The sequence below is a fragment of the Aquabacterium sp. genome, from assembly GCF_041915145.1.
In the GTDB taxonomy this organism is placed as follows: Bacteria; Pseudomonadota; Gammaproteobacteria; order Burkholderiales; family Burkholderiaceae_C; genus Aquabacterium.
On sequence record NZ_JAYSBZ010000049.1, the window covers coordinates 1 to 25,930 of the forward strand.

The following is a 25,930-nucleotide window of genomic DNA, read 5'->3' on the forward strand; positions in this document are numbered from 1 at the left end:
TGAAGATGTCGCGCAAGCAGGTCATCGTCAAGCGGCTCGACGCCATCCAGAACTTCGGCGCGATGGACGTGCTGTGCACCGACAAGACCGGCACGCTCACGCAAGACAAGATCTTCTTGTCGAAGCACACCGACGTGTTCGGGCGCGACTCCGACGCGGTGGTGAAGCTGGCGTATCTCAACAGCTACTACCAGACCGGCCTGAAGAACCTGCTCGACGTGGCCGTGCTGGAGAACGTGGCCGTGCACCAGGAGCTGAACGTGGCGTCGGACTACGCCAAGGTCGACGAGGTGCCGTTCGACTTCACGCGGCGGCGCATGTCGGTGATCGTGGCCGAGCGCGGCGACCGCCACCTGCTGATCTGCAAGGGCGCACTCGAAGAAATGCTCGCGGCCTGCACGCAGGTGCAGACCAGCGAGGAACGCGCCGAAGCGATCACGCCCGAGCTGCTGGCCCGCACGCGCGAGGTGGCGGCGGCTTTCAATGCCGAGGGCTTGCGCGTGGTGGCGGTGGGCATGAAAGAGCTGCCCACCTCGCAGACCGTGTTCGGCGTGGCCGACGAGGCCGGCCTCACGCTGATGGGCTACGTGGCCTTTCTCGACCCGCCGAAAGAAACCACCGCACCCGCGTTGCAGGCCCTGGCCGATTGCGGTGTGAGCGTAAAGGTGCTGACGGGCGACAACGAGTTGGTGTCCGCCAAGATCTGCCACGAGGTGGGCTTGCCGCTGCAAGGCACGCTGCTGGGCGCGCAGATCGATGCGCTCGACGACGCCGCGCTGGCCCGCGCCGTGGCGGCGAACAACATCTTCGCCAAGCTCACGCCGCTGCACAAAGAGCGCATCGTGCGCTCGCTGCATGCGCAGGGGCATGTGGTCGGCTTCATGGGCGACGGCATCAACGATGCGCCCGCGCTGCGCGCCGCCGACATCGGCATCTCGGTCGACACGGCCGTGGACATTGCCAAGGAGGCGGCCGACATCATCCTGCTCGAAAAGAGTCTGCTCGTGCTGCAAGAGGGCGTGCTCGAAGGTCGCCGCGTGTTTGCCAACATGCTCAAGTACATCCGCATGACGGCCAGCTCGAACTTCGGCAACGTGTTCTCGGTGCTGGTGGCGAGCGTCTTCCTGCCCTTCCTGCCGATGCTGCCGTTGCAGCTGCTCACGCAGAACCTGCTGTACGACGTCTCGCAGACGGGCATCCCGTTCGACAACGTGGACGACGAGCTCACGCGCCGTCCGCTGGTCTGGAACGCCGATGGCCTGGGCCGCTTCATGCTGTTCTTCGGGCCCATCAGTTCGGTGTTCGACGTGCTCACGTTCGCGCTGATGTGGTGGGTATTCGGCGCCAACAGCGCGGCGCAGCAGACGCTGTTCCAGTCGGGTTGGTTCGTCGAAGGCTTGCTCACGCAGACGCTGGTGGTGCACATGATCCGCACGCCGCGCCTGTGGGTGCTGGCGCGTGGCAACCGGGCCTCGGCGCAATTGATGTTCACGACCCTGGCCGTGATGGCGCTGGGCGTGGCGCTGCCCATGGGCCCGCTGGCCTGGGCCTTCAAGATGACGCCGCTGCCGCTGCCTTACTTCGCGTGGCTCGCGGCCATCCTGGCGGGCTACGTGGGGCTGACCAGCGTGATGAAGCGCGTCTACGTGGCGCGGTATGGTTGGCAGTGAGATGCCGATATCCACCCCCCCGTCCGCCGACCCGCAAGGCCTGAGCAGCGCCCAGGTCGAAGCCCTGCTGCGCGAGCACGGGCGCAACGAGTTGCCGCAGGCGCTGCCGCGCGGCGTGTGGCACCTGGCGCTCGATGTGGTGCAGGAGCCGATGTTCCTGCTGCTGATCGCCTGCGGCGTGGTCTACCTGCTGCTGGGCGACGTGCACGAGGCGCTGATCCTGCTGGGCTTCGTCTTCGTGGTGATGGGCGTGGAGCTGGTGCAGGAGCGCAAGACCGAGCGTGCGCTCGATGCCCTGCGCGATCTCGCCAGCCCGCGCGCGCTGGTGCTGCGCGACGGCCAGCGCCTGCGCATTGCCGGGCGCGACGTGGTGCCCGGCGACCTGATGCTGCTCACCGAGGGCGACCGCGTGGCGGCCGATGCCGAACTGCTGCAGGCGCGCAACCTGGCCGTGGACGAATCGCTGCTCACCGGCGAGTCGGTGCCGGTCGACAAGGTCGTGACGGGGCGCGTGGTGGGTACGGTCGCGTGCGGCAGCCTGGTGGTGCGCGGCCACGGCCTGGCGCGCGTCACCGCCACCGGGGCGCACACCGAGATGGGCCGTATCGGCCGCGCGCTGCGCGATCTCGACGCCGGGCCGAGCCCGCTGCAGGTGGCCACGCGCCGCATGATCCGCCACCTCGCCATCGGGGTGGTGCTCACCAGCCTCGTCGTGGTGGTGATCGAGGGCCTGTGGCGCGGCCAGTGGCTGCAAGGCCTGCTGGCTGGCATCTCGCTGTCGATGGCGTTGCTGCCGCAAGAGTTTGCGGTGGTGCTGGCGATCTTCTATGCGCTGGGGGCGTGGCGCATCTCGCAGCGCAACGTGCTCACGCAACGCACCTCGGCGCTCGAAACCCTGGGCGCGGCCACCGTGCTGTGCACCGACAAGACCGGCACGCTCACCGAGAACCGCATGAGCGTGGCGCGGCTCATCACGCCCGAGGGCGCCGAGTTGCGCGTCGATGGTGCAGCGACCACCGAGATGCCGGAGGACTTTCATGCGCTGGTCGAGTTCGCCGTGCTGGCCAGCCACCGCGACCCCTTCGATCCGATGGAAAAGGCCATCCAGGCGCTCGCCGGCAACGCGCTGGCAGGCACCGAGCACCTGCACGACGACTGGGCCATCGAGCGCGAATACCCGCTCGCTCCCGAGCTGCTGGCGATGTCGCAGGCGTGGCGGGCCTTGCAGGACGGGCGGCCGACGGGTGACTGGGCCATCGCGGCCAAGGGCTCGCCCGAAGCGGTGGCGGACTTGTGCCACTTGAGCGCGGCGCAGATCGCCGCGATGCGCGCGCAGGTCGAGCGGCTCGCCGCCGATGGCCTGCGCGTGCTCGGCGTGGCCTGCGCGCGCAGCACGCATGCCGAGCCGGCGGCGCTGAGCGACTTGCCCGGGCACCAGCACGACTTCGATTTCGTCTACCTCGGCCTGGTCGCCCTGGCCGACCCGCTGCGCCCCGAGGTGCCCGACGCTATCGCCGAATGCCGCAGCGCGGGTATCCGCGTGCTGATGATCACCGGCGATCACCCCGCCACGGCGCTCAACATCGCGCGGCAGGCCGGGCTCGACCACGGCGCGGGCTGCGTCACCGGCCCCGAGATCGAGGCCTTGCCGCCCGACGACCATGAAGCCGCGTTGCGCCATCGCTTGCGCCACGTGAGCGTGGTGGCGCGGGCCACGCCAGCGCACAAGCTGCGCATCGTGCAGGCCTTGCAGGCCGACGGCGAAGTCGTGGCGATGACGGGCGACGGCGTGAACGATGCCCCCGCCTTGCGCGCCGCCGACATCGGCGTGGCCATGGGCGGACGCGGCACCGACGTGGCCCGCGAGGCCGCCGCGCTGGTGGTGACGGACGACCGCTTCTCGTCCATCGTCGCGGCGGTGCGGCTGGGTCGGCGCATCTTCGACAACCTCAAGAAGGCCTCGCGCTACATCATCTCGGTGCACTTGCCGATCGCCGGCTTGTCGCTGCTGCCGGTGCTGATGGGCGGGCCGCTGATCCTGCTGCCGGCTCATATTGCGTTTCTCGAATTGATGATCGACCCGGCCTGCTCGGTGGCCTTCGAGGCCGAGCCCGATGCGCCGGACGTGATGCGGCGCCCGCCCCGGCGGCGCGACGAATCGCTGTTCGGCTCGCAGGGCTTGTTGCGCAGCGTGCTGCAGGGCCTGGGCGTGCTGGCGGCGGTGCTGGTGGCCTACTTCGGCGTGCGCTCGCAAGGCGGCAGCCTCGACCTCGCACGCACCGCCAGCTTCGCCACGCTGGTGCTGGGCAATGTGGCGCTGATCGTGGGCTCGCGCATGCGCTCGTGGCGCGAGCTGCGCGCCGGCAACGCCGCGTTGTGGGCCGTGGCCGCGGGCGCGTTGCTGGCCTTGCTGGCGGTGGTGTGGGTGCCTCCGTTGCAGACGTTGTTCCGCTTCGAGGTGCCCGGCGCGGCGCTGGTCGGGCAAGGCGCGCTGCTGGGGGGCGCCATGCTGCTGTGGGTGACGCTGTGGCAGCGGGTAGGCGCCACGCCGGGTGCGCTTACAGCCCCATTGCCTGCCAGATGAGGTTCGACAACTGATCGAACAGGCTGTTGTTGGGCGTGTTCTGCGGGTTCTTGGCGGTTTCCCAGGCGCGGATCGGCGTGCCGCTGCCGTCGATCAGGTTGTCCACCACCTTGCCGATGCTGTCGAGGTTGGCTTCGGCAATGGCCGTGCCGCCGAAGGTGATGATGGTCAGGCAGTGCGACTTGACCACCTCGCGCTCGTAGGGGATGTAGTAGCCCACGTTGCCGTAGGGCTTGAGCGCGTTGATCCAGCTCGCCACTTCAGGCACCCACTTGGCGTTGATGAGCGCGTCGCGCGTCGGGCCCGACGGCGCGGCGGCGATCTCGGGGAAGAACTTCTGATACGAGAAGGCCGAGAACACGCCGTCCATCTGGAAGGTCGCGAAGCTCATGCGGTCGTTCGGGTAGGCGGCGGCGAGCGCGCCGGTCAGCGAGCCGAGGTTGTTGATGTCGCCCTTGCCGGGGTACTTGGCGATCAGCTCGGTGGCGATGCCGGTGGGGGTGTCCAGCCCCCAGACCTGACGGATCTTGTTGTGCAGCAGCACCGAGGGGTACACGTCCGGCGAGCCGTTGCGCGGCGCCTGCATCAGCGGGCCCGAGTCGGCCAGCAGCGCGGTCTTCTTGGCCTTCATCGCGGTGCGGATGGCGTCGTACGCGGCGGTCGAGCCCACGCCGCCGGCCGAGAAGCCGGTGACCAGCACTTGCGACTGGTTGGGCAGGTTGGCGCCCAGCCACGCGGCCAGCGCCTTGCCGTTGACGTAGCCGCGGTGGTAGTAGGTCAGCGGCTTGGTGGGGTCGCTGTCGGCATACACGTTGACCTGGTTGCCGGCGTGCACGTCGCCCGTGCAATAGGGCACGTAGACGATGTTCCAGCTCTGCGTCTGCACGCTGGTCAGCGGGTCGATGCGGGCCGAGAACGGCGTCACCAGGCCACCGGCCGACAAGCCGCCAGCGGCGGTCGAGCCGATGATGTTGGTCATGTAGTCGGTGGCGATGCCGTTCGGGTTGGTCGCGGCCAGGATGCCCGCGGCGGCGATGCCCTGGCAGGGCTTCTGTTCCCAGCAGGCGCCGCCGCCCTCGAACACGATCACCGTCTTGCTGGTGAACAGCGCGCGGTTGACGAAGAAGCGATAGGGCGAGCCGTTGCCGCACGAGGCGCCGGTCGAGGCGGCGGGGGTGACGGCTTCCCAGCTGTAGTAGCTGGTGGCCGAAGCCACCAGGGGCATCAATGTGGTCAGGGCCAGGGCGCGAAGGGCCGTGCGGGCGGCGCCGCGCCAGCCGGCATGCGAAGACGATGCGGTCATGAGGGGTCTCCTGTGCTGAAAAGGGAGGGGCGTCGCCAGAAAGGGGATCAGGCTGCCGCAGTATCGAAACCGCGTCACCTCGCGGCAATCAACGTTTTCCGCACAGGCGAATGGGGGCTCCGGTGCATACACCTTGCATACCGGTCGCCAGGGGTTCCTGGCGGCGGGGCGCGACCCGCCGGATCAGGCCGCCGACTCGGGCGGCGCCGACAGCCAGTAGGCCACGCGGTAGCGCGCCACCAGCCCTTGCGGAAACTGCCGCAGCACGCGGGCCAGCGGCACGGGGCGGTGCCCGGGGCGGGGCGTGCCCGCGCCGATGCCCTTGAGCGCCCGCACGAAATCGAGCGGATCGTCAAAGGGCTGGCTGAGCGTGTCGAACGTCACCTGCGCGCCCAGCGCCTGCGCCTGCGCGCGCCAGGCGGGCTCGTCCAGCAGCGGCAGCACGCCATCTTCGAGACCCAATCGCGCGTGCGCCTGCCGCCAGACGTCGAAGGTGCCGTCCACCAGCGTCGCCACCGCCACCCGCGCGCCCTGCGCGTGCAGGCGCCGCACCGCCGCGAGCGGGTCGTCGAACCACTGAAACGCCAGGCTCGACGCGACCAGCGCGCCAGCCGGAGCCTGCAGCGTCTCGCCATCGGCCACGGCGTAGCGCACGCGCCCGCGCGCCTCGGCGCCGAGTTGTCGAGCGCAAACGTCGAGCATGGCCGGCGCCAAGTCGGTGGCCACGATCCGCGCGGCGGCGTCGGTCCGCAGCAAGGCCCGCGTGAGGTTGCCCGTGCCGCAGCCCACCTCGATCACCTCGCCCAGCGTGGGCCAGCGCGCCGCGATCGCGTCGGCCAGCCGTTGCGCCACCGCGCGCTGGATCACGGCGTGCGCGTCGTAACTGTGGGCTGCAGCGGCAAAGTGATGCCGCACGCGGGTTTTATCCATGCGGCAACTCTTGCACAAAACGCTGCAGGTGTTCGGCGCACCAGTGGGCGTGGATGCGGCCCAGGGCGTGGCCGGCGCTGTCGTGCCACGCGAGCCGGGCGCGGGGCGCGGCGCCAAAACACTCGTGCGTGAGCGCGGGCGACACGATGGCGTCGTCGCGCGCGGCCAGCGCCAGCAAGGGCACCGCCGACCATGCCGCGGGCGGCAGATCGAGATCGCGCAGCCGCGCGAGATCGGCGCGCAAGCCGGCGGTGTCTGGCGTTGTGGACGCCGCAGAGGCCAGATCCGGCAGGCCGCAGCGGGCGAGAAAATCGCGCAGCACCGCCGACGCGTCGTGATCGAACGCCCGCACCATGCGATCGACCACGCGCGTGGCCTGACCGCTCTGGCCGGGCGCGGTGGCGCAAAACCGCGTGAAGCCGCACACGCTCACGCTGGCCGCCCAGCCGCCGGGCGGCGCCTCGGTCGCCCCCTCCAGCCAGGCGCGCGCCCAGCCCAGCGAGTGCCCCACGGCAATCCAGCGCGAGGCCGCGGCCCAATCGATGCGAGGGCCCGCCGCGCCAAAGTAGCCGGCGTCCAGCGCATGCTGCACGCCGGCGCCGCAAGCCCCCGGCTGGGCCGACAACGCCGCGCGCAGCGGCTGCCAGAAGCCCGCGTCCAACCCCCAGCCGTGCACGAACACCCAACCGATCGCGGCCATGCTGCGGCTACACCGAGGCCAGGGCCTCAACCAGCGCATCGAGGTGCGCCGGCGTGTGCCCGGTGTTGAGCGCCAGGCGCAAGCGCGCCGTGTGCGGCGGCACGGTGGGCGGGCGCACGGCCGATACGTTGATGCCGCGCGCGCGCAGCGCATCGCGGGCGCGCAGCGCGCGGGCTTCGTCGCCCAGGATCACCGGCACGATGTGCGTGCTCGATGCGCCGGTGTCGAACCCCCGTGCCTGCAGCCGCGCGCGCAGATCGGCGGCCATCTGCTGCAGCCGCGCCCGCTCGGCATCGAGCGTGGGCAGCAGCGTCCAGGCGGCCTGCATGGCGGCCACCACCACGGGCGACAGCGCCGTCGAATAGATGAAGCCGGTGCAGGTGTTGACGAGGTAATCCTTGATCGCCCGGGGGCACGCGATGTAGGCGCCCGAGCCGCCCAGCGCCTTGCTGAAAGTGCCCATGGCCACATCGACGCGCGCGCCCGGCGCCGCCGTGAGGCCGTAACCCCGCTCGCCCAGCACCCCGGTGGCGTGGGCCTCGTCGAGATAGAGCAGCGCGCCGTGCTCGCGCGCCAGCGCGGCCAGCGCCGGCACGTCGAGCGCGTCGCCGTCCATGCCGAACACCGATTCGGCCACGATGAACTTGGGCTGATCGCCGTGGGCGTGCTGTTCGAGCAGCGCGCGCAAGTGGGCCAGATCGGCGTGCCGAAAGCGCAGCTGCCGCACCCCCGTGAGCCGAAACGCATGATGCAGGCTGGCGTGGTTGAGCCGATCGGCGAACACCAGCGGCTCGGCGCCCAGCACCTTGGCGTTCACCAGCGCGGCCAGCACGGTGGCGTTGGCCTGGTAGCCGGCGCCGAAGATCAGCGCGCTCTCGGCGTGCTTGTCGGCCGCGATGCGCGCCTCGAAGGCTTCGTACAGATCGAGATTGCCCGACAGCAGCCGCGAGCCGGTGGCGCCCGTGCCGTAGCGGTCCAGCGCGGCGTGCGCGGCGTCGATCACGCGAGGGTGGCGCGACAGCCCGAGGTAATCGTTGCTCGAAAAATCGGCCCACCAGCGCTGCCCGGTGTCGGGCAATTCGCGGCGCAGGCCTTGCGCGGCCAGCGCCTGCACGTGGCGCTCGTAAGCGTTGAGAAAAGCCGTCATGCCCGCCGTTGTCTGGTGCCGGTTGCTGCGTGCTGCCGCGCCCGTTGGAGGCGTTCGGCAGGTTGGGCGGCCATTCTATGAAACGCCACGGCCCGCGAGCGCACCCGCGGGCCGTGGCGTGCGACTACCGGATCAACGGCGCCGCGCGGAGTCGAGCCGACGACTTACAGGCCGGCGAACTTCCAGATGATGTTCGACAGCTGATCGAACAGGCTGTTGTTCGGCGTGTTCTGCGGGTTCTTGGCGGTCTCCCAGGCGCGGATCGGGGTGCCCGTGCCGCCCAGCAGGTTGTCCACCACGACGTTGAGATCCTTGATGTTGGCTTCGGCGATGCCGGTGCCGCCGAACGTGACCGTGGTCAGCGTGTGCGACTTGATCACTTCACGCTCGTAGGGGATGTAGTAGCCCACGTTGCTGTAGGGCTTGAGCGCGTTGATCCAGCTCTGCAGCTCGGGCACCCACTTGGCGTTGATGAGCGCGTCACGCACCGGGCCCGACGGCGCGGCGGCGATCTCGGGGAAGAACTTCTGATACGAGAAGGCCGAGAAGATCCCGTCCATCTGGAAGTTCAGGAAGCTCATGCGGTCGTTCGGGTAGGCCTGCGGCAGCGCGGCGGTCAGCGAACCCAGGTTGTTCACGTCGCCCTTGGTCGGGTACTTGCCGATCAGCTCGGTCACGATGCCGTTGGGCACGTCCAGGCCCCACTTCTCGCGGATGGTGTTGTGCAGCAGCACCGAGGGGTACACATCAGGCGAACCGTTGCGCGGCGCCTGCATCAGCGGGCCGGAGTCGGCCAGCAGCGCGGTCTTCTTGGCCTTCATGGCCGAGCGGATGGCGTCGTACGCAGCGGTCGAGCCCACGCCGCCGGCCGAGAAGCCGGTGACCAGCACTTGCGACTGGTTGGGCAGGTTGGCGCCCAGCCACGAAGCCAGCGCCTTCACGTTGGGGTAGCCGCGGTGGTAGTAGGTGGTGGGGTTGGCGGCGTCGGCGTCAGCGTAGACGTTGACCTTGTTGCCGGTGTGCACGTCGCCGGTGCAATAGGGCACGTAGACGATGTTCCAGCTTTGCGTCTGCACGCTTTGCAGCGGGTCGATACGCGCCGAGAACGGCGTGACCAGGCCACCCAGCGCGGCGCCGCCGTTGAGCGTGGCGGCGATCACGTTGGTCATGTAGTCAGCGGCCACGCCGTTGGCGTTGGTGGCACCCAGGATGCCCGACTTGAAGATGCCCTGGCAGGGCTTTTGCTCCCAGCAGGCACCGCCGCCTTCGAACACGATCACGGTCTTGGTCGTGAACAGCGCGCGGTTGACGAAGAAGCGGTAGGGCGTGCCGTTGCCGCACGAGGCGCCGGTCGAGGCGGCGGGGGTCACGGTGTCCCAGGTGTAGTAGCCGGCCATCGCGGTGGCGGGGATCAGCGCGGCGAGCGTCAGGGCGCTGGCAAGCTTCGCGGCAGAGCGCAGTGCAGTCATGGTGTCTCCTCGGTTGGTGTGGGCGCGTCCGGAGCCGGTTGTGTGGTGTGCGTCGGCCGGTGTCCACACGGCTGACGGGGCTCCTGAACGAGCCTGCAGTGTGTGCAGGAGTTGGCAATCTGACTTGCGGGATTTCCCGTTGTGGTGCCCATTCGCGGGGAGGAGAACCCCCTGCGTGAAGACCCTAGGTTGGGCAGATCCAGCAAATTCGATGGCGGTGCGGCGTGTGGCATGCCTGCCGAAAATGCCCGGCCTTTGCGGGTTTGTTTGCGGCAGCAGGCGGCCCACGATTTGCTTCAATGAAAACGTGTCGATCCATCTTCGACGCATTGGTCGGGTGATGGATCAGCTTGGAATGCGAAGGGGCAGTTCATGACGACCTCCACCGATCTCGTGCCTGTGCAACGTGAACGTGGCGACCGTGCCAGCGGGCGCATCCCGATCGCTCACATGCGCAGCCTCTACCGCCTCGACGAAGTCGAGCGCCGGCTCGAGAAGCTGCCCCGCAAGGAGCACGAAGCGCTGCGCGCCACCTACGAGCGCATGCTCGAAAAGGGCCCCGAGCGCTTCCAGGTCAAACCCTCCGGCCTGCCCGACATGGAGCACCTCTACGACGAGCTGCCCAACTTCACCGACGTGCTCGACGACCTCAAGCGCCAGCTCGCGCTGTGCCACGACAGCCGCGACGCGCTCGAGATCACCCCCATGCTGCTGCTCGGCCCGCCGGGCGTGGGCAAGACCCACTTTGCTCGCGAGATCTCGAAGCTGCTCGGCACCGGCTACGGCTTCCTGTCGATGAGCTCGCTCACCGCCGGCTGGGTGCTGTCGGGCGCGTCGAGCCAGTGGAAGGGTGCGCGCCCCGGCAAGGTCTTCGAGACCCTGGTCGACGGCCAATACGCCAACCCCGTCATGGTGGTCGACGAGATCGACAAGGCTGGCGGCGAACAGGCCTACGACCCGCTCGGCTCGCTCTACAGCCTGCTCGAGCACGACACCGCCGGCAGCTTCACCGACGAATTCGTCGAAGTGCCCATCGATGCCAGCCAGGTGATCTGGGTGGCCACCGCCAACGAGGCGCGCGCCATCCCCGACCCCATCCTGAACCGCATGAATGTCTACGAAGTGCAGATGCCCGACCGCGACGCCGCACGCAAGATCGCGGCCAAGCTGTATCGCGGCATCCGCGCCGAGCACGATTGGGGCAAGCGCTTCGAGCCCGAGCCCGGCGAGGTGGTGCTCGACGCCATGAGCGAACTCGCCCCGCGCGAAATGCGCCGCGCCTGGATGACCGCCTTCGGCAACGCCAAGCTCGATGGCCGCTACAGCATCGCGGTAGCCGACCTGCCCAGCGCCTCGGCCAAGCGCGCGCCGATCGGGTTTGTGCAGTAGCCTGCTAGGCTGGCGGCGATGAGCGATCCAAACGACTTCTTCGCCCCGCCGGCCTTCAAGCCTGCCGACGCCCTGGTGCAATTGCGCCGCCAACTGCGCGAGTTGCGGCCGCTGAGCGAGCGCGCGGGCGGCGAGCCGGTGCGCTTCGAGCTCGGCGGACTGCCGGCCCTGGAGCTGCGCGTGGCGGGCGACACCATCGAGGCCCGCGTGGCCAGGAAGCTGGCGCGCTCGCCCGACTGGGCGCTGCACACGCTCAAGAACAGCGCCGACGTGCGCAAGCTGCTCGACGACCTCAAGAAGCGCGTCGCCAACTGGTCGGACGACCGCGACTGAGCGCCTTCACCGAATCACTATCATCGCCCCATGCCTGCCACGCTGGACGGACAACTCGTCGTCGCCATCTCCTCGCGCGCCCTGTTCGACTTCGAAGAAGAGAACCACCTCTTCGAAGCGCAAGACGACCGTGCCTACATGAACCTGCAACTGCAGCGGCTCGACCAGCCCGCGCGCCCCGGCGTGGCGTTCTCGCTGGTGCAGAAGCTGCTGGCGTTCAACACGCCGGACGCGGCGCGCGTCGAGGTGGTGATCCTGTCGCGCAACGACCCGGTGTCGGGCCTGCGCGCCTTCCGTTCGGCGCAGCATTACGGTCTGCCCATCCAGCGCGGCGTGTTCACGCGCGGCCGGGCGCCGTGGCGCTACTTGCGGCCGCTGCACGCCAATCTGTTCCTCTCTGCCAACGAGGCCGATGTGCGCTCAGCGCTGGCTACCGGGGTGCCGGCGGCGCGCGTGCTGCCGCATGCGGCGCGGGCCGGTGACGCCTACCCCAACGAAGTCCGCATCGCCTTCGACGGCGACGCCGTGCTGTTCTCCGACGAGGCCGAGCAGGTCTACCAGAGCGCGGGGCTCGACGCCTTCGTGCAGCACGAGCGCGAGCGCGCCGCCAAGCCGCTGCCCGCCGGGCCGTTCAAGCCGCTGCTCGAAGCGCTGCATCGCCTGCAACAGGCCGGCACGGCCGACAAGCGCATCCGCACCGCGCTGGTCACGGCGCGCAGCGCCCCGGCGCACGAGCGCGCCATCCGCACCTTGATGGATTGGCGCATCGAGGTCGATGAGGCGATGTTCCTCGGTGGCCTGGCCAAGGGCGAGTTCTTGCGCGAGTTCGAGCCCGACTTCTTCTTCGATGACCAGACCGGCCACGTCGAAGGCGCGGCACCGCATGTGCCGGCGGGGCATGTCGCCTCGGGCGTATCGAACGCCATCCCGCTCGCGCCGCGTCGCCACCAGCAGGGCTGAGCGCGATAGGCCGCCTCAGCTGGCGGCGTCCTTGCGCATCTTGGCCAGGAACAGCTCGCGGATGTTGACCTCGCGCGGCCCGGGGATCAGCTCGAAGCTCTCGCCGGCGGCCAGCGTGCCCGGCACGCGCACCGCGAGGTAGAAGCCGCTGAAGCCCGACTGCGCCATCATCTTCAGCGCGTGCTTGAAGCCCATCACGTGCTGAAACTTGTAGCAGGGGCGACGCGGCTCGCTCACCGCCAGCGTGCAGTCGGCAAAGCGCAGCACGTCGCCCACCCACACGTCACCTTCGAGCAGCCCGCTGAGGGTGAGGTTCTCGCCCATCATGCCGTGCGGCAGGGGCTCGTCCCACCCGGCCACCTGGGCTTGGGCGCGCACCGTCTGCCAGAACGGATAGTGCTCGCTCGGGTAGGCGTAGACCGCTTTCGATAGCCCGCCGTGCACGCAGGCGTCCACCTGTTCGTCGCCGTCGATGCCGAGCGGCTTCACGGCCAGCCGCTCGGGCGCGTCGAGCGAGCTCGCCGAGCGCTTGCCGATGCCGCTCATCACCCGCCGCCCCTCGATCACGAGCGGCGCGGCGCGGGCGGTGTTGATGCTGAGCAGGCGGGCGACGCGGCGAGGCATGGAGCGAGGTCGATCCGGGGGGCGGTCAGGTGGGCGTGCGGTAGCCGTGCTTGAAGCCGTTGATGGCCTGCTTGCCGGTGGTGGTGACCAGCCAGCCCATCAGCATGTTGGCCGCCGGGTGCGTGTAGCGGAACGAGCGCGCCACGGTGTAGGTGGTCGGGATGCCGTCGATCACCGGCTTGAGCGGGATCCTGCCGGCGCGGGCCAGCACGCTTTGCTCGATCAGGGTGTAGGCGCCGCCCACCGGCCACTGGCTGGCGAGCTTGACGGCGCTCAGGCTGCCGGCCGGAGCCGTGCGCAGCCACGCGCCGCTGGCCTTGGCGCCGGCGGGCTTGAACAAGCCCGCTTCGAGGTCGCGCGTGCCGGAGTTCTCGCCCTGGGCCACGTAGCCGCAGCCGTCGGCCTGGCCGGTCTGCACCTGGGTGGCGGTCTGGTTGCCCATTTCGACGAGGCGGGTGTAGGCCTGCGCCAGGTTGCTCATGCCCTTGATGCCGGCCGGGTCCTTGGGCGGGCCGAGCAGCACGCTGGTGGTCACCACCACCGGGCGGTAGCCGATGATCAGGCCCTTTTTGTCGAGCATCGCCTCGCGGTTGGGTGCGTTGGTGAGCGCGGCGGCGAGGGTGCCGGCTTCGAGTTTGTCGAGCAGATCGACGCTGGGGCCCGAGACGATATCGACCGCCAGCCCCACATCGCGGGCGATGGCCTTGCGGATGTAGTCGGCAAAGCCGTTCTCGACCATCATCGTCTCGACACCGAACACGAAGGGCTCGCCCTTGCCGGCGCCGGGCGGCGGCAGCTGGTCGAGCGACAGCGGCGCGCGCAGCACCGGGTCGCGTTGAGCGTGGGCTTGGGCCAAGGCGAGCGCGGCGGCGCTGCCTGCCAGGAAATGTCGGCGATCCATCTTCGCGAAGCCTCCTTGGGTGCCGGGCCAACCGGCTGGTGTTTAAACCGATGCAGACGAGGGGGTCTATTGTGAAGTGACTCGGGCGTCGCGCAATCCGGCCCTTGGTGGTGGGCTTCGTGCCGTCAATCGATTGGTTGGTGGGTGCTCACCTCCGTTGCGGCGTGACGGGTTCAACGCGATCGTGGGTGTGATGCGGATTCGTGCGCGAACTTGCAAAACTGCTTTACGCGGCCCCCCGGAGGCAGGGGAGGCAAACCCTCGCCGGGGCCCGGACGGGTGAACTAAACTCGCATTCCCCCTCTCAGACCCTGTCTCTTGCTAATGCGGCGACGAAGGTTGCGCCGCACAAAAAAGCAGGCTCCCGAGAAGGCGTCATTTTGCTGCAGTGCGTGCGCTTCGGTGCAGTGCCCCAGATGGTGCGTCTTGTCGAGATTCTGTTTTTTTACTTTGGAGCACTTCTCATGACGACCGCTGCTGCACAGGTGAACGCACCTGTCTATGTCAAAAATGCCAAGCTGATTGCCTGGGTGGCCGAAATGGCCGCCCTGCTGCAACCTAAAGACATCGTCTGGTGCGACGGCAGCACCGAAGAATACGACCGCCTGTGCGCCCAGCTCGTGGCCGCCGGCTCGTTCAAGAAGCTCAACCCCGAGCTGCGCCCCAACTCCTACCTGGCCTGGACCCACCCGTCCGACGTGGCCCGCGTCGAAGACCGCACCTTCATCTGCGCCGACCGCAAGGAAGACGCCGGCCCCACCAACAACTGGTGCGACCCCGCCGAAATGCGCCAGCTGCTGCAAACCGGCAAGCCTGACGGAACCCCCGCCTTGTTCAAGGGCGCCATGAAGGGCCGCACGCTGTATGTGATCCCCTTCTCGATGGGCCCCCTGGGCTCCAACATCGCCCACATCGGCGTCGAGCTGTCCGACTCGGCCTACGTGGCCGTCAACATGAAGCTCATGACCCGCATGGGCCGCGGCGTGATCGACGTGCTGGGCACCGATGGCGAGTTCGTGCCTTGCGTGCACACCGTGGGCGCCCCGCTGGAAGCCGGTCAGCAAGACTCGGCCTGGCCTTGCAACCCCGACACCAAGTACATCGTCCACTACCCCGCCACGCGCGAAATCTGGTCCTACGGCTCGGGCTACGGCGGCAACGCGCTGCTGGGCAAGAAGTGCTTCGCGCTGCGCATCGCCTCCACCATGGGCCGTGACCAGGGCTGGCTGGCCGAGCACATGCTGCTGCTGGGCGTGACCAACCCCGAAGGCCAGAAGTACCACGTGGCGGCCGCCTTCCCCTCGGCTTGCGGCAAGACCAACTTCTCGATGCTGATCCCGCCTGCTGGCTACAACGGCTGGAAGGTCACCACCATCGGTGACGACATCGCCTGGATCAAGCCCGCCGCCGACGGCAAGCTCTACGCCATCAACCCCGAGGCCGGTTACTTCGGCGTGGCCCCGGGCACCAACACCCTGACCAACTTCAACTGCATGAAGTCGCTCGACCGCGACGTGATCTTCACGAACGTGGCCCTGACCGACGACGGCGACGTGTGGTGGGAATCGATGACCGACGAGCTGCCCGCGCACCTGATCGACTGGCAAGGCAACGACTGGACGCCGGCCATCGCCAAGGAAAAGGGCACCAAGGCCGCGCACCCCAACGCCCGCTTCACCGTGGCGGCCACCAACAACCCGGCGCTCGACCCCGAGTGGGACAACCCCGCCGGCGTGCCGATCGACGCCTTCATCTTCGGGGGCCGTCGCTCGACCACCGTGCCGCTGGTGACCGAAGCCCGCGACTGGACCGAAGGCGTCTACATGGCCGCCACCATGGGCTCCGAAACCACCGCCGCCGCCTTCGGCGCGCAAGGCGTGGTGCGCCGCGATCCGTTCGCCATGCTGCCTTTCATGGGCTACAACATGAGCGACTACTTCCAGCACTGGCTGAACCTGGGCGCCAAGCTGCAAGCCGCTGGTCACGCGCTGCCCAAGGTCTACTGCGTGAACTGGTTCCGCAAGGGCGCCGACGGCAAGTTCGTGTGGCCCGGCTACAGCGAGAACATGCGCGTGCTGGAATGGATGCTGGGTCGTCTGCAAGGCAAGGCCAACGGCGTGGAAAACGCCTTCGGCATCAGCCCGACCTACGAAGACATCAACTGGAACGGCATGAGCTTCACCAAGGAGCAGTTCCAGTCCGTCATCGGCATCGACACCGCTGCCTGGACGCAAGAGCTGGCTCTGCACGACGAGCTCTTCACCAAGCTGGCGCACAACCTGCCGGCCGAAATGCCCGCCACCAAGGCCAAGCTGGCCCAGCGTCTGGCGGCCTGATCGCGCTGCCTGAACGCACTTCATCGCGTCACGACAAAACGGCCCTGCGGGGCCGTTTTTCGTTGGGCCCGGCCTTTGCCCGCCGCGCGCCCGCCCGGCCAGCGCGGTCATGCGCCTCCAGCGATTGGCTGATCAGGGCAGGGCGCCGTCTGCGGGTATTCCATTCGGGGCTGCGTCGGATGCTCAAGCCGCGCGTCGGCTCTTAAACTGACTGCCGGTCAACCGACAGGCAAGCGGAGTCGAGCGAGGACGGCATGGTGGCGCATTCAGCTAGCAGCAACGGGCCGCGCGGCGGCCTGCGGGCCGAGGGCGTGCGGCGCCTCGGGTTCTTGCGTTATCCGGGCGTGTTCGGGCGCTTGCCCAACCCCGGGGCGCTGCCGCAGCCGGGTGACTACCGCGCCGAATTCATCGGGCCGTTCTGGCTGCGCTGGAGTGCCTCGCCCTCGTTGGCCCTGACCGGGTTGGCGGGCTGGTGCGGCAAGCGCTTCACGGTGGGCGGGGCGGTGAACCTGGTGGCGCGACGCGACCGGGCCGACTTGCTGGAGGCCCTGGCGATGCAGCCGCGCATCGAGGCGTCGGGGGTCGATGGCCAACCCGCCGTGCGCCTGCACTACCCGCCGACCGCCGGCGTGCCGTGGCGCTGGACGATCGACGAGCTGCGCCCGCTGGCCGATGGCTGCTGGCTCGGCCTGATGCACCTTGAGCTGCCGCTGCTGCGGCATCTGCACTTTCCGTTTCTCTTGAGCCCGCCTCAGTCGGCGGCGCGTTGACCATGGCCACCCCCGACCTCCCTGACTTCGACTGCGTCATCATCGGCAGCGGCTTCGGCGGCGCGGTGAGCGCGCTGCGCATGACCGAGAAGGGCTACCGCGTGGCGGTGCTCGAGCGCGGTCGTCGCCTGCAGCCCGCCGACATCGAGGCCGGCACCAGGCGGCTGAGCAAGCTGATGTGGGCGCCGGGCCTGGGGCTGCGCGGCTACTTCACGCAATGGGTGTTTCGCCACGTGGCCGTGGTGGGCGGCGTGGCGGTGGGCGGCGGCAGCCAGGTGTTCGCCGGGGTGCTGCTGCGCCCGCCGGCGGCCACGTTCGCGGCGGCCGCCTGGCCGCGAGCCGAGTCCGACTGGCAGCAGGCGCTGGCGCCGCACTACACCGAAGCCGAGCGCATGCTGGGCGCGGGCGCCAACCCGGCGCGCGGCTTGCAAGACCATCTGCTGCAGCGCACCGCCGAGGCGCTGGGCGCGGGGCACACCTTCGCCGGCATCGAGTCGCAGGCCATCTACTTCGGGCAGCGCGGCGAGGGCGTCGATCCGTATTTCGGCGGGGCGGGCCCGGCGCGCCACGGCTGTCAGCATTGCGGCGAGTGCCTGGCTGCGTGCCGCCACGGTGCCAAGAACAGTCTCGACCTGAACTACCTGCATCTCGCCCAGCGGCAGGGCGCGCAGGTGTTCGCCGAAACCACGGTGACCGGCATCGTGCCGCAGGCCGACGGCGGTTATGTGGTGACGACGCGGCCGAGCTTCGGCGGGGCGGCCACGCCCGCGTACCGGGCGCGCAAGGTCATCGTCGCCGCCGGCGTGGTGGGCACCTTGCAACTGCTGTTTCACTGCCGCGACGGGGCCCGCACGCTGCCGCGCCTGTCGTCCGCGCTGGGCCAGCATGTACGCACCAACAGCGAATCGATCGTCGGCGTGCTGCTGCCCAAGGGGAACAAGGGCAATGCCGACGGCGCGTGCATCACCACGCATTACTACGCCGACGCCAACACCCACGTCACGCAGAACCGCTTTCCGGCCAGCTTTGCCTACATGCGCTGGACGAGCGGCCCGGTGGTCGAGGCGCGCAGCCCGGCCGAGCGCCGCCGCAAGACGCTGCTGGCGCTGCTGCGCCGACCCGGCTTGCCGCTGGCCAACTGGCTGGCGCGCGACTGGCCCGGCCGCGCCGTCACGCTCACGGTGATGCAGAACGTCGACTCCGAGCTGGCCTTCGTGCACCGCCGCTCGTGGTGGCGGCCGTGGCGCTGGCAGCTCGCCACGCAGCGGGCGCCGGGCAGCGCGTCGCCGGCCTTCATTCCGCAAGCCACGCAGATCGCGCAGACGATGGCCCGGCTCAGCGGCGGCGAGGCCATCTGCCCGGTGCTCGAGAGCGTGGGCGACCTCGCCGTGACCGCGCACATCCTGGGCGGCGCGGTGGTGGCCGACACGCCCGAGCACGGCGTGATCGACGCCAATCACGAGGTGTTCGGCTACCCCGGTTTGTACGTGGTGGACGGCGCCGCCGTGCCGGCCAACCTGGGCGTGAACCCGAGCCTGACCATCACCGCGATGGCCGAGCGGGCGATGAGCCGCATGCCGGCCCGGGCGACCCTGCCCACCTTGCGAGCGGCGGCGGGGCGCTGAGGCTTCAGCGCATGTACCGCGCCGCCCAGTAGGCGCGCAGATCGTCGAGCACCGGCAGCGCGGCCAGCACGGTCAGCCAGGCGGCCAGCGGCAGGGTGGCCGAGAAGCCCAGGTGCTTGAACGCGAGCGCGCCGACGAGCCCGCCCGACGCGAAGCTCAGCAGCAGCCGCAGGTGCAGCCCCAGCTTGTCGCGATTGGCCCGCACCTGCTGCCTGGGGGAGCACCGCGCGCGGTTGTAGTACGCCAGCTTGCCCAGCTCGATGCCCAGATCGGTGACCAGCCCGGTGACGTGCGTGGTGCGGATCTCGGCTTTCGAGATCTTGGTGATGATCGCGTTTTGCAGGCCCATGATGAAGCACAGCAGCACCACCGTGGCCGGCAGCAGCAGCTCGCGCTGGGTCGCCAGAAACGCCCCGCTCATGCCGAACACCAGCAACAGCGCGGCCTCGAGCAGCAGGCTCAGCGCGTACTGGCTGCGCAGCTGACGCAGCCGCGCCCAGTTGGTCAGCACGGCGGTGGTGGCCGCGCCCCCGACGAACGCGGCCAGCGCCACCACCGCGGCCGCGGCCATCCACAGGTTGCCCAGGGCCAGCGCGTCGGCCATGCCCGAGACGATGCCGCTCATGTGCGAGGTGTACTGCCCCACCGCCAGAAAGCCGCCCGCGTTGGCCGCGCCCGCGATGAAGGTGAGCGAGTAGCCCAGGTGCCGGTTGGCGGCCTGGTCGCGTTGGGGGCCGGTCAGCCGGCGGAGGTAGTGGGCGGGCATGGTGTGGTGGGGGGCGCCGGCAGGCGAGCCGTCAGCTCCTTGACGAGACCGCGCAGATCGAGCCGGCTGTGCAGGCGGATGGCCTCGGCGCGGGCGGCCAGGGCGTCGCGCGGGGGCGAGAACGCCGGGCCGCGCGTGGCGAACACCACGCGGTTGCCGCCATCGTCGCTGGGCACCGTGACCACGTTGCGAAAGGCGCGGCGCACGCGCTGCAAGTAGGCGTCGCCACGGTGCTCGTCGGCCGACAGGTTGGACACCAGCATGCCGTGCTCGCCCAGCGCGCTGCGGCAATGCTCGAAGAAGGCCGGCGTGGACAGCGCGTGCGGGATGCCGTCGGCGCTGTAGCCGTCGAGCAGCAGGGCGTCGAGCGGGGCGCCGAGTTGCGCGGGCAGGTGCTTGACCATCACGGCGCCGTTCAGGGCGTGCACCTGCAGCCGGGCGTCGTCGGGCGGCACGCAGAACTGCTCGCGCATGGCGATCACGTCGGGGTTGAGCTCGGCCACGTCGAGCCGGGCCTCGGGCAGGTAGCGGTGGATGAACTTCACCAGCGAGCCGCCGCCCAGCCCCACCAGCCCGATGCGCCGCGGCGCGGGCTGAAAGAGCCAGAAGCCCATCATCAGTTGCGAGTAGGGCAGCACCAGCTCGGTGGGGTCCTCGACGTTCATCTGGCTCTGGATCGCCGAGATGTCGAAGTACAGCGACAGCAGCGTGCCCTGCTGATCGACGAAGGGTTTGCCGACCAGGGCTTCCTTCCACAAATGCATGAACTGCCGGTGGGAATCGAATTCGTGCATCGTGCGGGCATTTTAGGGTGCGCGGCAACGCGCTCCATTGCGGCGAGGCCCGGTCATCGGCTTGCACGCCGGTGCACTGAAGCGCAGGAAGCGCAACTATTGCCCGCTTATCGGGCTTTTGCTCGCCGGGCTATTGCCGAAACTGTCGGAGCGAGCGGGCCTTCTGAATTGGTGCAGGGGCGACCGGCGGCTCGCCAGGAGCTCTGGACATGAAATTCAACGATTTGCGGGTCGGGTCCCGACTGGGCCTGGGTTTTGCGCTTGTGCTGCTGCTGGCCGTGCTGATGGCGGCGTTTGGCGGCTGGCAGGTCAACGCGATCAAGCGGAACTTTGACGACGTGGCGCTCAAGTCGGTGCCGTCGATCCAGACCGCGAGCCGGATGCAAAACGACATGCACCAGATGCGCCGCTGGGAGTTGCGGCTCTTGACCGATCACGACCCCGACAAGCGCAAGGCCGCCGTCGGCAAGTTCAACGAATTTTGGCAAGACTTCCAAGCGCAGCACGAACATTACGGCAAGGACTTGCTGTCCGACGAAACCGACCGACGGCTCTGGACGGCCTCGCGCGAAACCGCTCTCGCGGCCGTGGCGTCGTTCGAGAAAGTGCGCGGCGAGCTCGATGCGGCCAACGGCGACCCCGCCAAGTTGAAGTCGGTGAGCGACTACGTGGGCGGCCCCGAGCTCGGCATCTTCTCGGCCGCCGACGAGGCCATGAAGAAGATCGTCGAATACAACGACCATCTGGCCGCCGAAGCGGTGAAGACGGGCCACGCCGATTACCAGCTGGCGCTGTCGATGCTGGGGGGCATGGCCTTGCTGAGCCTCGCGGTGGGCGCGCTGGCGGCCTGGGTGATCACCCGATCCATCACCGTGCCGCTGGGCGTGGCCATGAGCGTGACGGAGCGCGTGGCCGCGGGCCGGTTCGACAACCGCATCGACACGAGTCGCAACGACGAGCTCGGGCAGCTGGCGCGCGCGCTCGACGGAATGCAGAGCAAGCTGCGCGGCGTGATCGACGACATCCGCGCGGCGGCCGAATCGGTCACCTCGGCCTCGGGCCAGATCGCGGCGGGCAACCAGGACTTGTCGAGCCGCACCGAGCACCAGGCGTCGAGCCTGCAGCAGACGGCGGCCTCGATGCAGCAGCTCACCGAGAACGTGCAGCACAACACCGATTCGGCGCGCCAGGCCTCGGCCGTGGCCGACAGCGTGGCCAGCGCCGCCGAGCGCGGCTCGGACGTGGTGGGCCGCGTGGTCAGCACCATGCAGACGATCCAGCACTCGAGCCACAAGATCAGCGAGATCATCGGCGTGATCGACGGCATCGCCTTCCAGACCAACATCCTCGCGCTCAACGCCGCCGTCGAAGCGGCGCGCGCCGGCGAGCAGGGGCGCGGCTTTGCCGTGGTGGCGTCCGAGGTGCGCAACCTCGCGCAGCGCTCGGCCAACGCCGCCAAGGAGATCAAGACGCTCATCACCGACAGCGTCGAGCACGTCAACACCGGCGCGGGCCTGGTGGGCGACGCCGGCCAGACGATGGGCGAGCTGCAGACCCAGGTGCGCCGCGTCACCGACTTGATGAACGAGATCCGCGCGGCCAGCATCGAGCAGAGCACCAGCCTGGGCGAGGTCAACCAGGCCGTCAGCCAGCTCGACCAGGCCACGCAGCAAAACGCCGCGCTGGTCGAAGAATCGGCGGCGGCCGCCGAAAGCCTGCGCCAGCAGGCCGACCGCATGCTCGGTTCGATCTCGGCCTTCACCACCGGGCGCTGAGCCTCTCGGCGCGGGCCACCGGCTTGAGGGGCGCCAGCCGTCCGTAGGACAATGGCGCCCATGAAACCGCATCAAGCTCCCCTGGCCGCCAAGGCCGCTGCGCAAGGCGACCTCAGCGAGGCCGAAATCCACGAACTCGACGACCTGCTGGCCGCCGTGCCGGCGCCCTTCGAGGCCATGGACGCGGTGATGCTCGACGGCTACCTCTGCGGCATCCTCGTGCAGCCGGTGCACATCGAGTCGGCCCAGTGGTGGGGCCCGATCTTCGGCGAGTCCGGCGAAACGCTCGGCGCCGACACGCCCGACTGGCATCCGGCCAAGCACGAGCGTCTGGTGAGCCTCGTCACCCGCCGCAAGGAAGCACTGCACCGCGCCATCGTCGAAGACGGCTGGTTCGACCCCATCGTGCCGGTGATCGAAGACGACGACGGCAACCCCGTGACAGGCAAGGAAGCCTTTGAAGGCCTGGGCTACTGGGTGGCCGGTTTCGAGTGGGCGCTGGCCAACTTCACGGCGCTCGAAGAAATGGGCCGCGAGGGCGTGCCCGACCTGCTCGACTCGCTCTGGCGCCACCTGCCGGCGCAAGACGAAACCCAGCAGGCCATGACCAAGGCGCTCGACGACGAGCACCCGCTGCGCAACATGGACGAAGCCATCGAGGCGCTGGTGTTCGACGTGATCGACCTGGCCCACATCGGCATCACCGAGCGCCACCGCGTGGTGCCCGTGGTGCGCGACCAGCCCAAGGTCGGCCGCAACGACCCCTGCCCCTGCGGCAGCGGCAAGAAATTCAAGCAGTGCCACGGCGCCTCGCAAGGCTGAGTCCTCGCTGAGCAGCGCTCGTTCGCTGCGGCGCCATGCGTATCCAGCTGCTGTCCGACCTGCACCTCGAAACCGAAGTCTTCACCCCCGAGCCCGCGCCGGGGGCGGAGCTGCTGGTGATCGCCGGCGATGTGGACAGCACCTGGGCCGGGCTGAACGCCTTTGCCCGCTGGCCGGTGCCGGTGCTGTTCGTGGCCGGCAACCACGAGTTCGACGGCCGCGAGTGGACCGACGCCTGGCCGGCCCTGCGCGAGCGTTGCGAGCAACTCGGCCTGCGCCTGCTGGAGCGCGAGAGCGCGGTCATCAGCGGGGCGGACGGCCGACGCATCCGCTTCGTCGGCACCACGCGCTGGTGCGATTTCGACCTGTTCGGCGAGGTGCACCGCGAGCGGGCCATGCGGGCCGCCAGCTACTTCGTCAAGGTGATGCGCGCCACGCGGCGCGGTCAGCTGTTCGACCCCGCCGCCGTGCGCGACGAAGCCCTGAGCTGCCGCGCCTGGCTGGCCGCCGAGCTGGCCAAGTCGCCCACCGACGAGCTCGCCTGGGACGCCACCGTGGCGATCACCCACTACGGCCCGAGCTTGCGCAGCGCCGACCCGCGCTACGGCCGCCAGCCCGGCACCGCCAGCTTCTGCAACGCCGACGACGACCTGCTGCCGCTGGCCGATGCGTGGCTGCACGGCCACCTGCATTGCCGGCACGACTACCGCGTCGAGCACGGCGCCGGGCGTTCGACGCGCGTGGTGTCGAACGCGCGCGGGCATGGTCGCAAGGGCGAGTCGCTCGGCCACGATGGCGCTTTCACGATCGAGGTGTAAGCTGAAGGCTTGCCACGGTTCTGGCGAAAAAGGAGTGCCTCAAATGAAGATCCTCTTGCCCGTAGACGGCAGCGACCACACCAAACACATGCTGGCCTGGCTGGCGGCGCACGATGAGTGGCTGGGCAACAAGCACGAGTACACCGTGCTCACGGTGGTGCCGCCGATCCCGCCGCACGCGATGGAGTTTCTCGACCCCGAATTCCTGCGCAACTACGACAAGGACCAGGCCGAGGCCGTCTTCAAGCCGATCCAGGCCTTCATCGCCCAGCACCAGCTCAAGGCCACCTACATCCACCGCCTGGGCAACGCGGGCGACGAGATCGCCACCGAGGCCGGCAACGGGCACGACCTCGTCATCATGGGCTCGCACGGCCGTGGCGCCTTCGCCGGGCTGGTGATGGGCTCCACCGCCACCCGCGTGCTGGCGGCCTGCCGCACGCCGGTGCTGCTGATCCGCTGATTCGTTTCAGGCGCGCTGGGGGCCCAGCGTGGTGGCCGCGCCGGCCTCCACGACCCAGCGCCCTTGCGTGTACAGCTTCGCCTGGGGCTGCACCGGGTGCGCGGTGGCGCGAAACTCGCACACCGCCTGCCGCGGCGTGATGTCGAGCAGCGCGTAGCCGCGCTCGTCGGCGCGGATGTGCACGGTGTCGGGGTTCTGCCGCTCGATGAGGGTGGTGGCCCACTCCGGCAGACCGTGGCTGGTGATCGAGCTGCACACGAATTCGCTGGCCACGACCGGGCTGCGCGGGTCGCGCGGGTCGAGCCGCAAGCGCGCCGCGACGTGGCGGTGCACGTCGCCCCCCAGGCACAGCACGTTCTGCACGTTCGGCTCGGCGATCGAGCGCAGCAGCCGGGCGCGGGCGGCGGGGTAGCCGTCCCATAGTTCATTGAGCACGCCGTGGCCCAGCGGCGGCACGTCCACCGTCGAGGGCGACATCTGCGTGGTCTGCCCGATCAGCTTCCAGGTGCGCTGGCTGACGGCCAGCCCGCCGGCCAGCCATTGTTCTTGCGCGGCGCCGAGCACCGTGCGCTGCGGGGCGTCGAGATCGGCGCAGTTCCAGACCATGCGGCCGCCGTGCTTCTCGCGGGTGGTGCAGGCGTGCTCGTCGCGAAACTGGCGCGTGTCCAGCGTCCACAGCTCGGCGAGCTGGCCCCACACGTAGCGGTCTTGAATGCGCGCCTGCGCCGCCAGCACCTGGGCCGGCGACACCGGCTGGTGCTCGAAGTAGGCCTTGTAGGCGTCGGCGCGGCGCTGCACAAACACGGCGTCGGGGATGTTGGTGCCCGAGTGCTCGCCGTAGTAGTCGTTCTCGACCTCGTGGTCGTCCCAGGTCAGCAGCCAGGGGTGGGCGGCGTGGGCGGCCTGCAGGTCGGGGTCGAGCTTGTAGCTGGCGTAGCGCTGGCGGAAGGTGGCCAGATCGTGCGGCGCGGGGGTGAGGTGCCGGCGCGTGAGCTGGTGGTGATCGCTGGTCTCGTAGATGTAGTCGCCCACGAACAGCACGCAGTCGAGGTCGCGGCTGGCGATCTCGCGGTGCGCCGCGAAGTAGCCGTGTTCGTAGTGCTGGCACGACGCCAGCGCGAGGCGCAGCCGCTGCACGTCGGCGTCGGGCGCCGGAGCGGTGCGGGTGCGGCCGGTGGGGCTGGCCTGCCCGCCGGCCAGAAAGCGATAGAAGTAGACGCGGCCCGGGCGCAGCCCCGCCACCTCGACGTGCACGCTGTGCGCGTGCTCGGGCAGCGCCACGGTGCCGCCGCTGCGCACGATGCGGGCAAAGCGCGGGTCGTCGGCCAGCTCCCAGTTGACGGCGATGGCCTGGGCGGGCAGGCCGCCATCGGGCAGCAGCGGTTGCGGCGCCAGGCGCGTCCAGAGCACCACGCGGTCGTCGCGCGGCTCGCCGCTGGCCACGCCCAGGGTGAACGGATCGCGCCGGCCCGGCCACTGTTGCAGCGGGGGCTGCCGCAGCGCCGCCGAGGCATGCAGGGGCGCGAACAGGCTGTGCAGGGCCCAGGCGGCAGCGGCCCGGTTGAGATGGGAAAGCAGACGACGTCGGTTCATGAGCCCGTCGATTGTGTCGTGCGCGGTGGGCATTGCCATGAAAATCAGCGCGCGTCCCGCTGACGATCAGGTGACACCTGACGCGGCTGCCGATAATCAAAACCATCGATCAAAACCGGAGACCCTCCCATGAGCCAGGACCCATCCTCGACCGACCC

The 25,930-nt window shown here is 69.4% G+C and carries 22 protein-coding genes; 12 read left to right on the forward strand and 10 right to left on the reverse strand.

Annotated elements, in window-relative coordinates; translation table 11 throughout:
- Together mgtA and ACE3SS_RS10210 are read left to right on the forward strand one after the other, a co-directional pair.
- Positions 1-1,670: magnesium-translocating P-type ATPase (gene mgtA, locus ACE3SS_RS10205; protein ID WP_374593536.1), on the forward strand; the 1,670-nt coding region annotated here is incomplete at its 5' end.
- A 1-nt stretch (position 1,671) separates the two neighbouring features.
- Positions 1,672-4,254, forward strand: coding sequence for a cation-translocating P-type ATPase (locus tag ACE3SS_RS10210; RefSeq protein ID WP_374593538.1), 2,583 nt, complete (start codon positions 1,672-1,674; stop codon positions 4,252-4,254).
- Here the strand turns inward: ACE3SS_RS10210 and ACE3SS_RS10215 are convergent.
- From ACE3SS_RS10215 to ACE3SS_RS10235, 5 genes are all read right to left on the reverse strand, one after another.
- Entirely contained in the window at positions 4,229-5,557 is a 1,329-nt protein-coding gene (locus ACE3SS_RS10215; RefSeq protein WP_374593540.1) for a pectin acetylesterase-family hydrolase, read from the reverse strand. The genes ACE3SS_RS10210 and ACE3SS_RS10215 overlap by 26 nt on opposite strands.
- Positions 5,558-5,740: 183 nt before the next feature.
- Positions 5,741-6,487, reverse strand: a complete 747-nt coding sequence (locus ACE3SS_RS10220) for a methyltransferase domain-containing protein (protein ID WP_374593542.1) — start codon at positions 6,485-6,487, stop codon at positions 5,741-5,743.
- Positions 6,480-7,187 (reverse strand): alpha/beta hydrolase, encoded by a 708-nt coding sequence (locus ACE3SS_RS10225; RefSeq protein WP_374593544.1) that lies wholly within the window; start codon positions 7,185-7,187, stop codon positions 6,480-6,482. Before ACE3SS_RS10225 ends, ACE3SS_RS10220 begins: the two co-directional genes overlap by 8 nt.
- Positions 7,188-7,194: 7 nt before the next feature.
- Complete coding sequence (locus tag ACE3SS_RS10230; RefSeq protein WP_374593546.1) at positions 7,195-8,334, reverse strand: aminotransferase class I/II-fold pyridoxal phosphate-dependent enzyme; 1,140 nt, start codon at positions 8,332-8,334, stop codon at positions 7,195-7,197.
- 164 nt (positions 8,335-8,498) lie between these two features.
- Positions 8,499-9,803 (reverse strand): pectin acetylesterase-family hydrolase, encoded by a 1,305-nt coding sequence (locus ACE3SS_RS10235; RefSeq protein WP_374593548.1) that lies wholly within the window; start codon positions 9,801-9,803, stop codon positions 8,499-8,501.
- Between the two features lie 372 nt (positions 9,804-10,175).
- Here ACE3SS_RS10235 and ACE3SS_RS10240 point away from each other — a divergent pair, with 372 nt between their 5' ends.
- The 3 genes from ACE3SS_RS10240 to ACE3SS_RS10250 are packed head-to-tail and all read left to right on the forward strand — an operon-like array spanning position 10,176 to position 12,485.
- Positions 10,176-11,192 (forward strand): AAA family ATPase, encoded by a 1,017-nt coding sequence (locus ACE3SS_RS10240; RefSeq protein ID WP_374593550.1) that lies wholly within the window; start codon positions 10,176-10,178, stop codon positions 11,190-11,192.
- 18 nt (positions 11,193-11,210) lie between these two features.
- Positions 11,211-11,525: a hypothetical protein gene (locus tag ACE3SS_RS10245; protein WP_374593552.1), complete on the forward strand. Its 315-nt coding sequence runs from the start codon at positions 11,211-11,213 to the stop codon at positions 11,523-11,525.
- 30 nt (positions 11,526-11,555) lie between these two features.
- The gene (locus ACE3SS_RS10250; protein ID WP_374593554.1) at positions 11,556-12,485 is read left to right on the forward strand and encodes a 5'-nucleotidase; all 930 of its coding nucleotides are present in this window, start codon (positions 11,556-11,558) and stop codon (positions 12,483-12,485) included.
- Positions 12,486-12,500: 15 nt separating this feature from the next.
- Here ACE3SS_RS10250 and ACE3SS_RS10255 read toward each other — a convergent pair whose 3' ends face one another.
- Positions 12,501-13,109 (reverse strand): MOSC domain-containing protein, encoded by a 609-nt coding sequence (locus tag ACE3SS_RS10255; RefSeq protein ID WP_374593556.1) that lies wholly within the window; start codon positions 13,107-13,109, stop codon positions 12,501-12,503.
- A 25-nt stretch (positions 13,110-13,134) separates the two neighbouring features.
- Positions 13,135-14,010 carry a hypothetical protein gene (locus tag ACE3SS_RS10260; protein WP_374593558.1) on the reverse strand — a complete coding sequence of 292 codons (876 nt, stop codon included), beginning with the start codon at positions 14,008-14,010 and terminating at the stop codon, positions 13,135-13,137.
- A 464-nt stretch (positions 14,011-14,474) separates the two neighbouring features.
- On the opposite strand from ACE3SS_RS10260, the gene ACE3SS_RS10265 reads away from it, so the two are divergent.
- From ACE3SS_RS10265 to ACE3SS_RS10275, 3 genes are all read left to right on the forward strand, one after another.
- Positions 14,475-16,346: a phosphoenolpyruvate carboxykinase (GTP) gene (locus ACE3SS_RS10265; RefSeq protein WP_374593560.1), complete on the forward strand. Its 1,872-nt coding sequence runs from the start codon at positions 14,475-14,477 to the stop codon at positions 16,344-16,346.
- Positions 16,347-16,603: 257 nt separating this feature from the next.
- A complete protein-coding gene (locus ACE3SS_RS10270) occupies positions 16,604-17,116 on the forward strand; it encodes a hypothetical protein (protein WP_374593562.1) in 513 nt (170 codons plus the stop codon).
- Positions 17,117-17,118: 2 nt separating this feature from the next.
- Entirely contained in the window at positions 17,119-18,741 is a 1,623-nt protein-coding gene (locus ACE3SS_RS10275; RefSeq protein WP_374593564.1) for an FAD-dependent oxidoreductase, read from the forward strand.
- A 4-nt stretch (positions 18,742-18,745) separates the two neighbouring features.
- On the opposite strand, the gene ACE3SS_RS10280 is transcribed toward ACE3SS_RS10275, so the two are convergent.
- Both ACE3SS_RS10280 and ACE3SS_RS10285 read right to left on the reverse strand, forming a co-directional pair.
- Positions 18,746-19,507, reverse strand: a complete 762-nt coding sequence (locus tag ACE3SS_RS10280) for a YoaK family protein (protein WP_374593566.1) — start codon at positions 19,505-19,507, stop codon at positions 18,746-18,748.
- Positions 19,480-20,271, reverse strand: a complete 792-nt coding sequence (locus ACE3SS_RS10285; RefSeq protein WP_374593568.1) for a spermidine synthase — start codon at positions 20,269-20,271, stop codon at positions 19,480-19,482. Before ACE3SS_RS10285 ends, ACE3SS_RS10280 begins: the two co-directional genes overlap by 28 nt.
- 239 nt (positions 20,272-20,510) lie before the next feature.
- Here ACE3SS_RS10285 and ACE3SS_RS10290 point away from each other — a divergent pair, with 239 nt between their 5' ends.
- The 4 genes from ACE3SS_RS10290 to ACE3SS_RS10305 are packed head-to-tail and all read left to right on the forward strand — an operon-like array spanning position 20,511 to position 24,179.
- The gene (locus tag ACE3SS_RS10290; RefSeq protein WP_374593570.1) at positions 20,511-22,076 is read left to right on the forward strand and encodes a methyl-accepting chemotaxis protein; all 1,566 of its coding nucleotides are present in this window, start codon (positions 20,511-20,513) and stop codon (positions 22,074-22,076) included.
- Positions 22,077-22,136: 60 nt separating this feature from the next.
- On the forward strand, positions 22,137-22,898 hold the full coding sequence (locus ACE3SS_RS10295; RefSeq protein ID WP_374593572.1) for a UPF0149 family protein: 762 nt from the start codon (positions 22,137-22,139) through the stop codon (positions 22,896-22,898).
- Between the two features lie 35 nt (positions 22,899-22,933).
- Positions 22,934-23,716, forward strand: coding sequence for a metallophosphoesterase (locus ACE3SS_RS10300; protein ID WP_374593574.1), 783 nt, complete (start codon positions 22,934-22,936; stop codon positions 23,714-23,716).
- 43 nt (positions 23,717-23,759) lie between these two features.
- The gene (locus ACE3SS_RS10305) at positions 23,760-24,179 is read left to right on the forward strand and encodes a universal stress protein (protein ID WP_374593576.1); all 420 of its coding nucleotides are present in this window, start codon (positions 23,760-23,762) and stop codon (positions 24,177-24,179) included.
- Between the two features lie 6 nt (positions 24,180-24,185).
- On the opposite strand, the gene ACE3SS_RS10310 is transcribed toward ACE3SS_RS10305, so the two are convergent.
- On the reverse strand, positions 24,186-25,772 hold the full coding sequence (locus ACE3SS_RS10310) for an alkaline phosphatase (protein ID WP_374593578.1): 1,587 nt from the start codon (positions 25,770-25,772) through the stop codon (positions 24,186-24,188).
- Positions 25,773-25,930 lie beyond the last annotated feature (158 nt).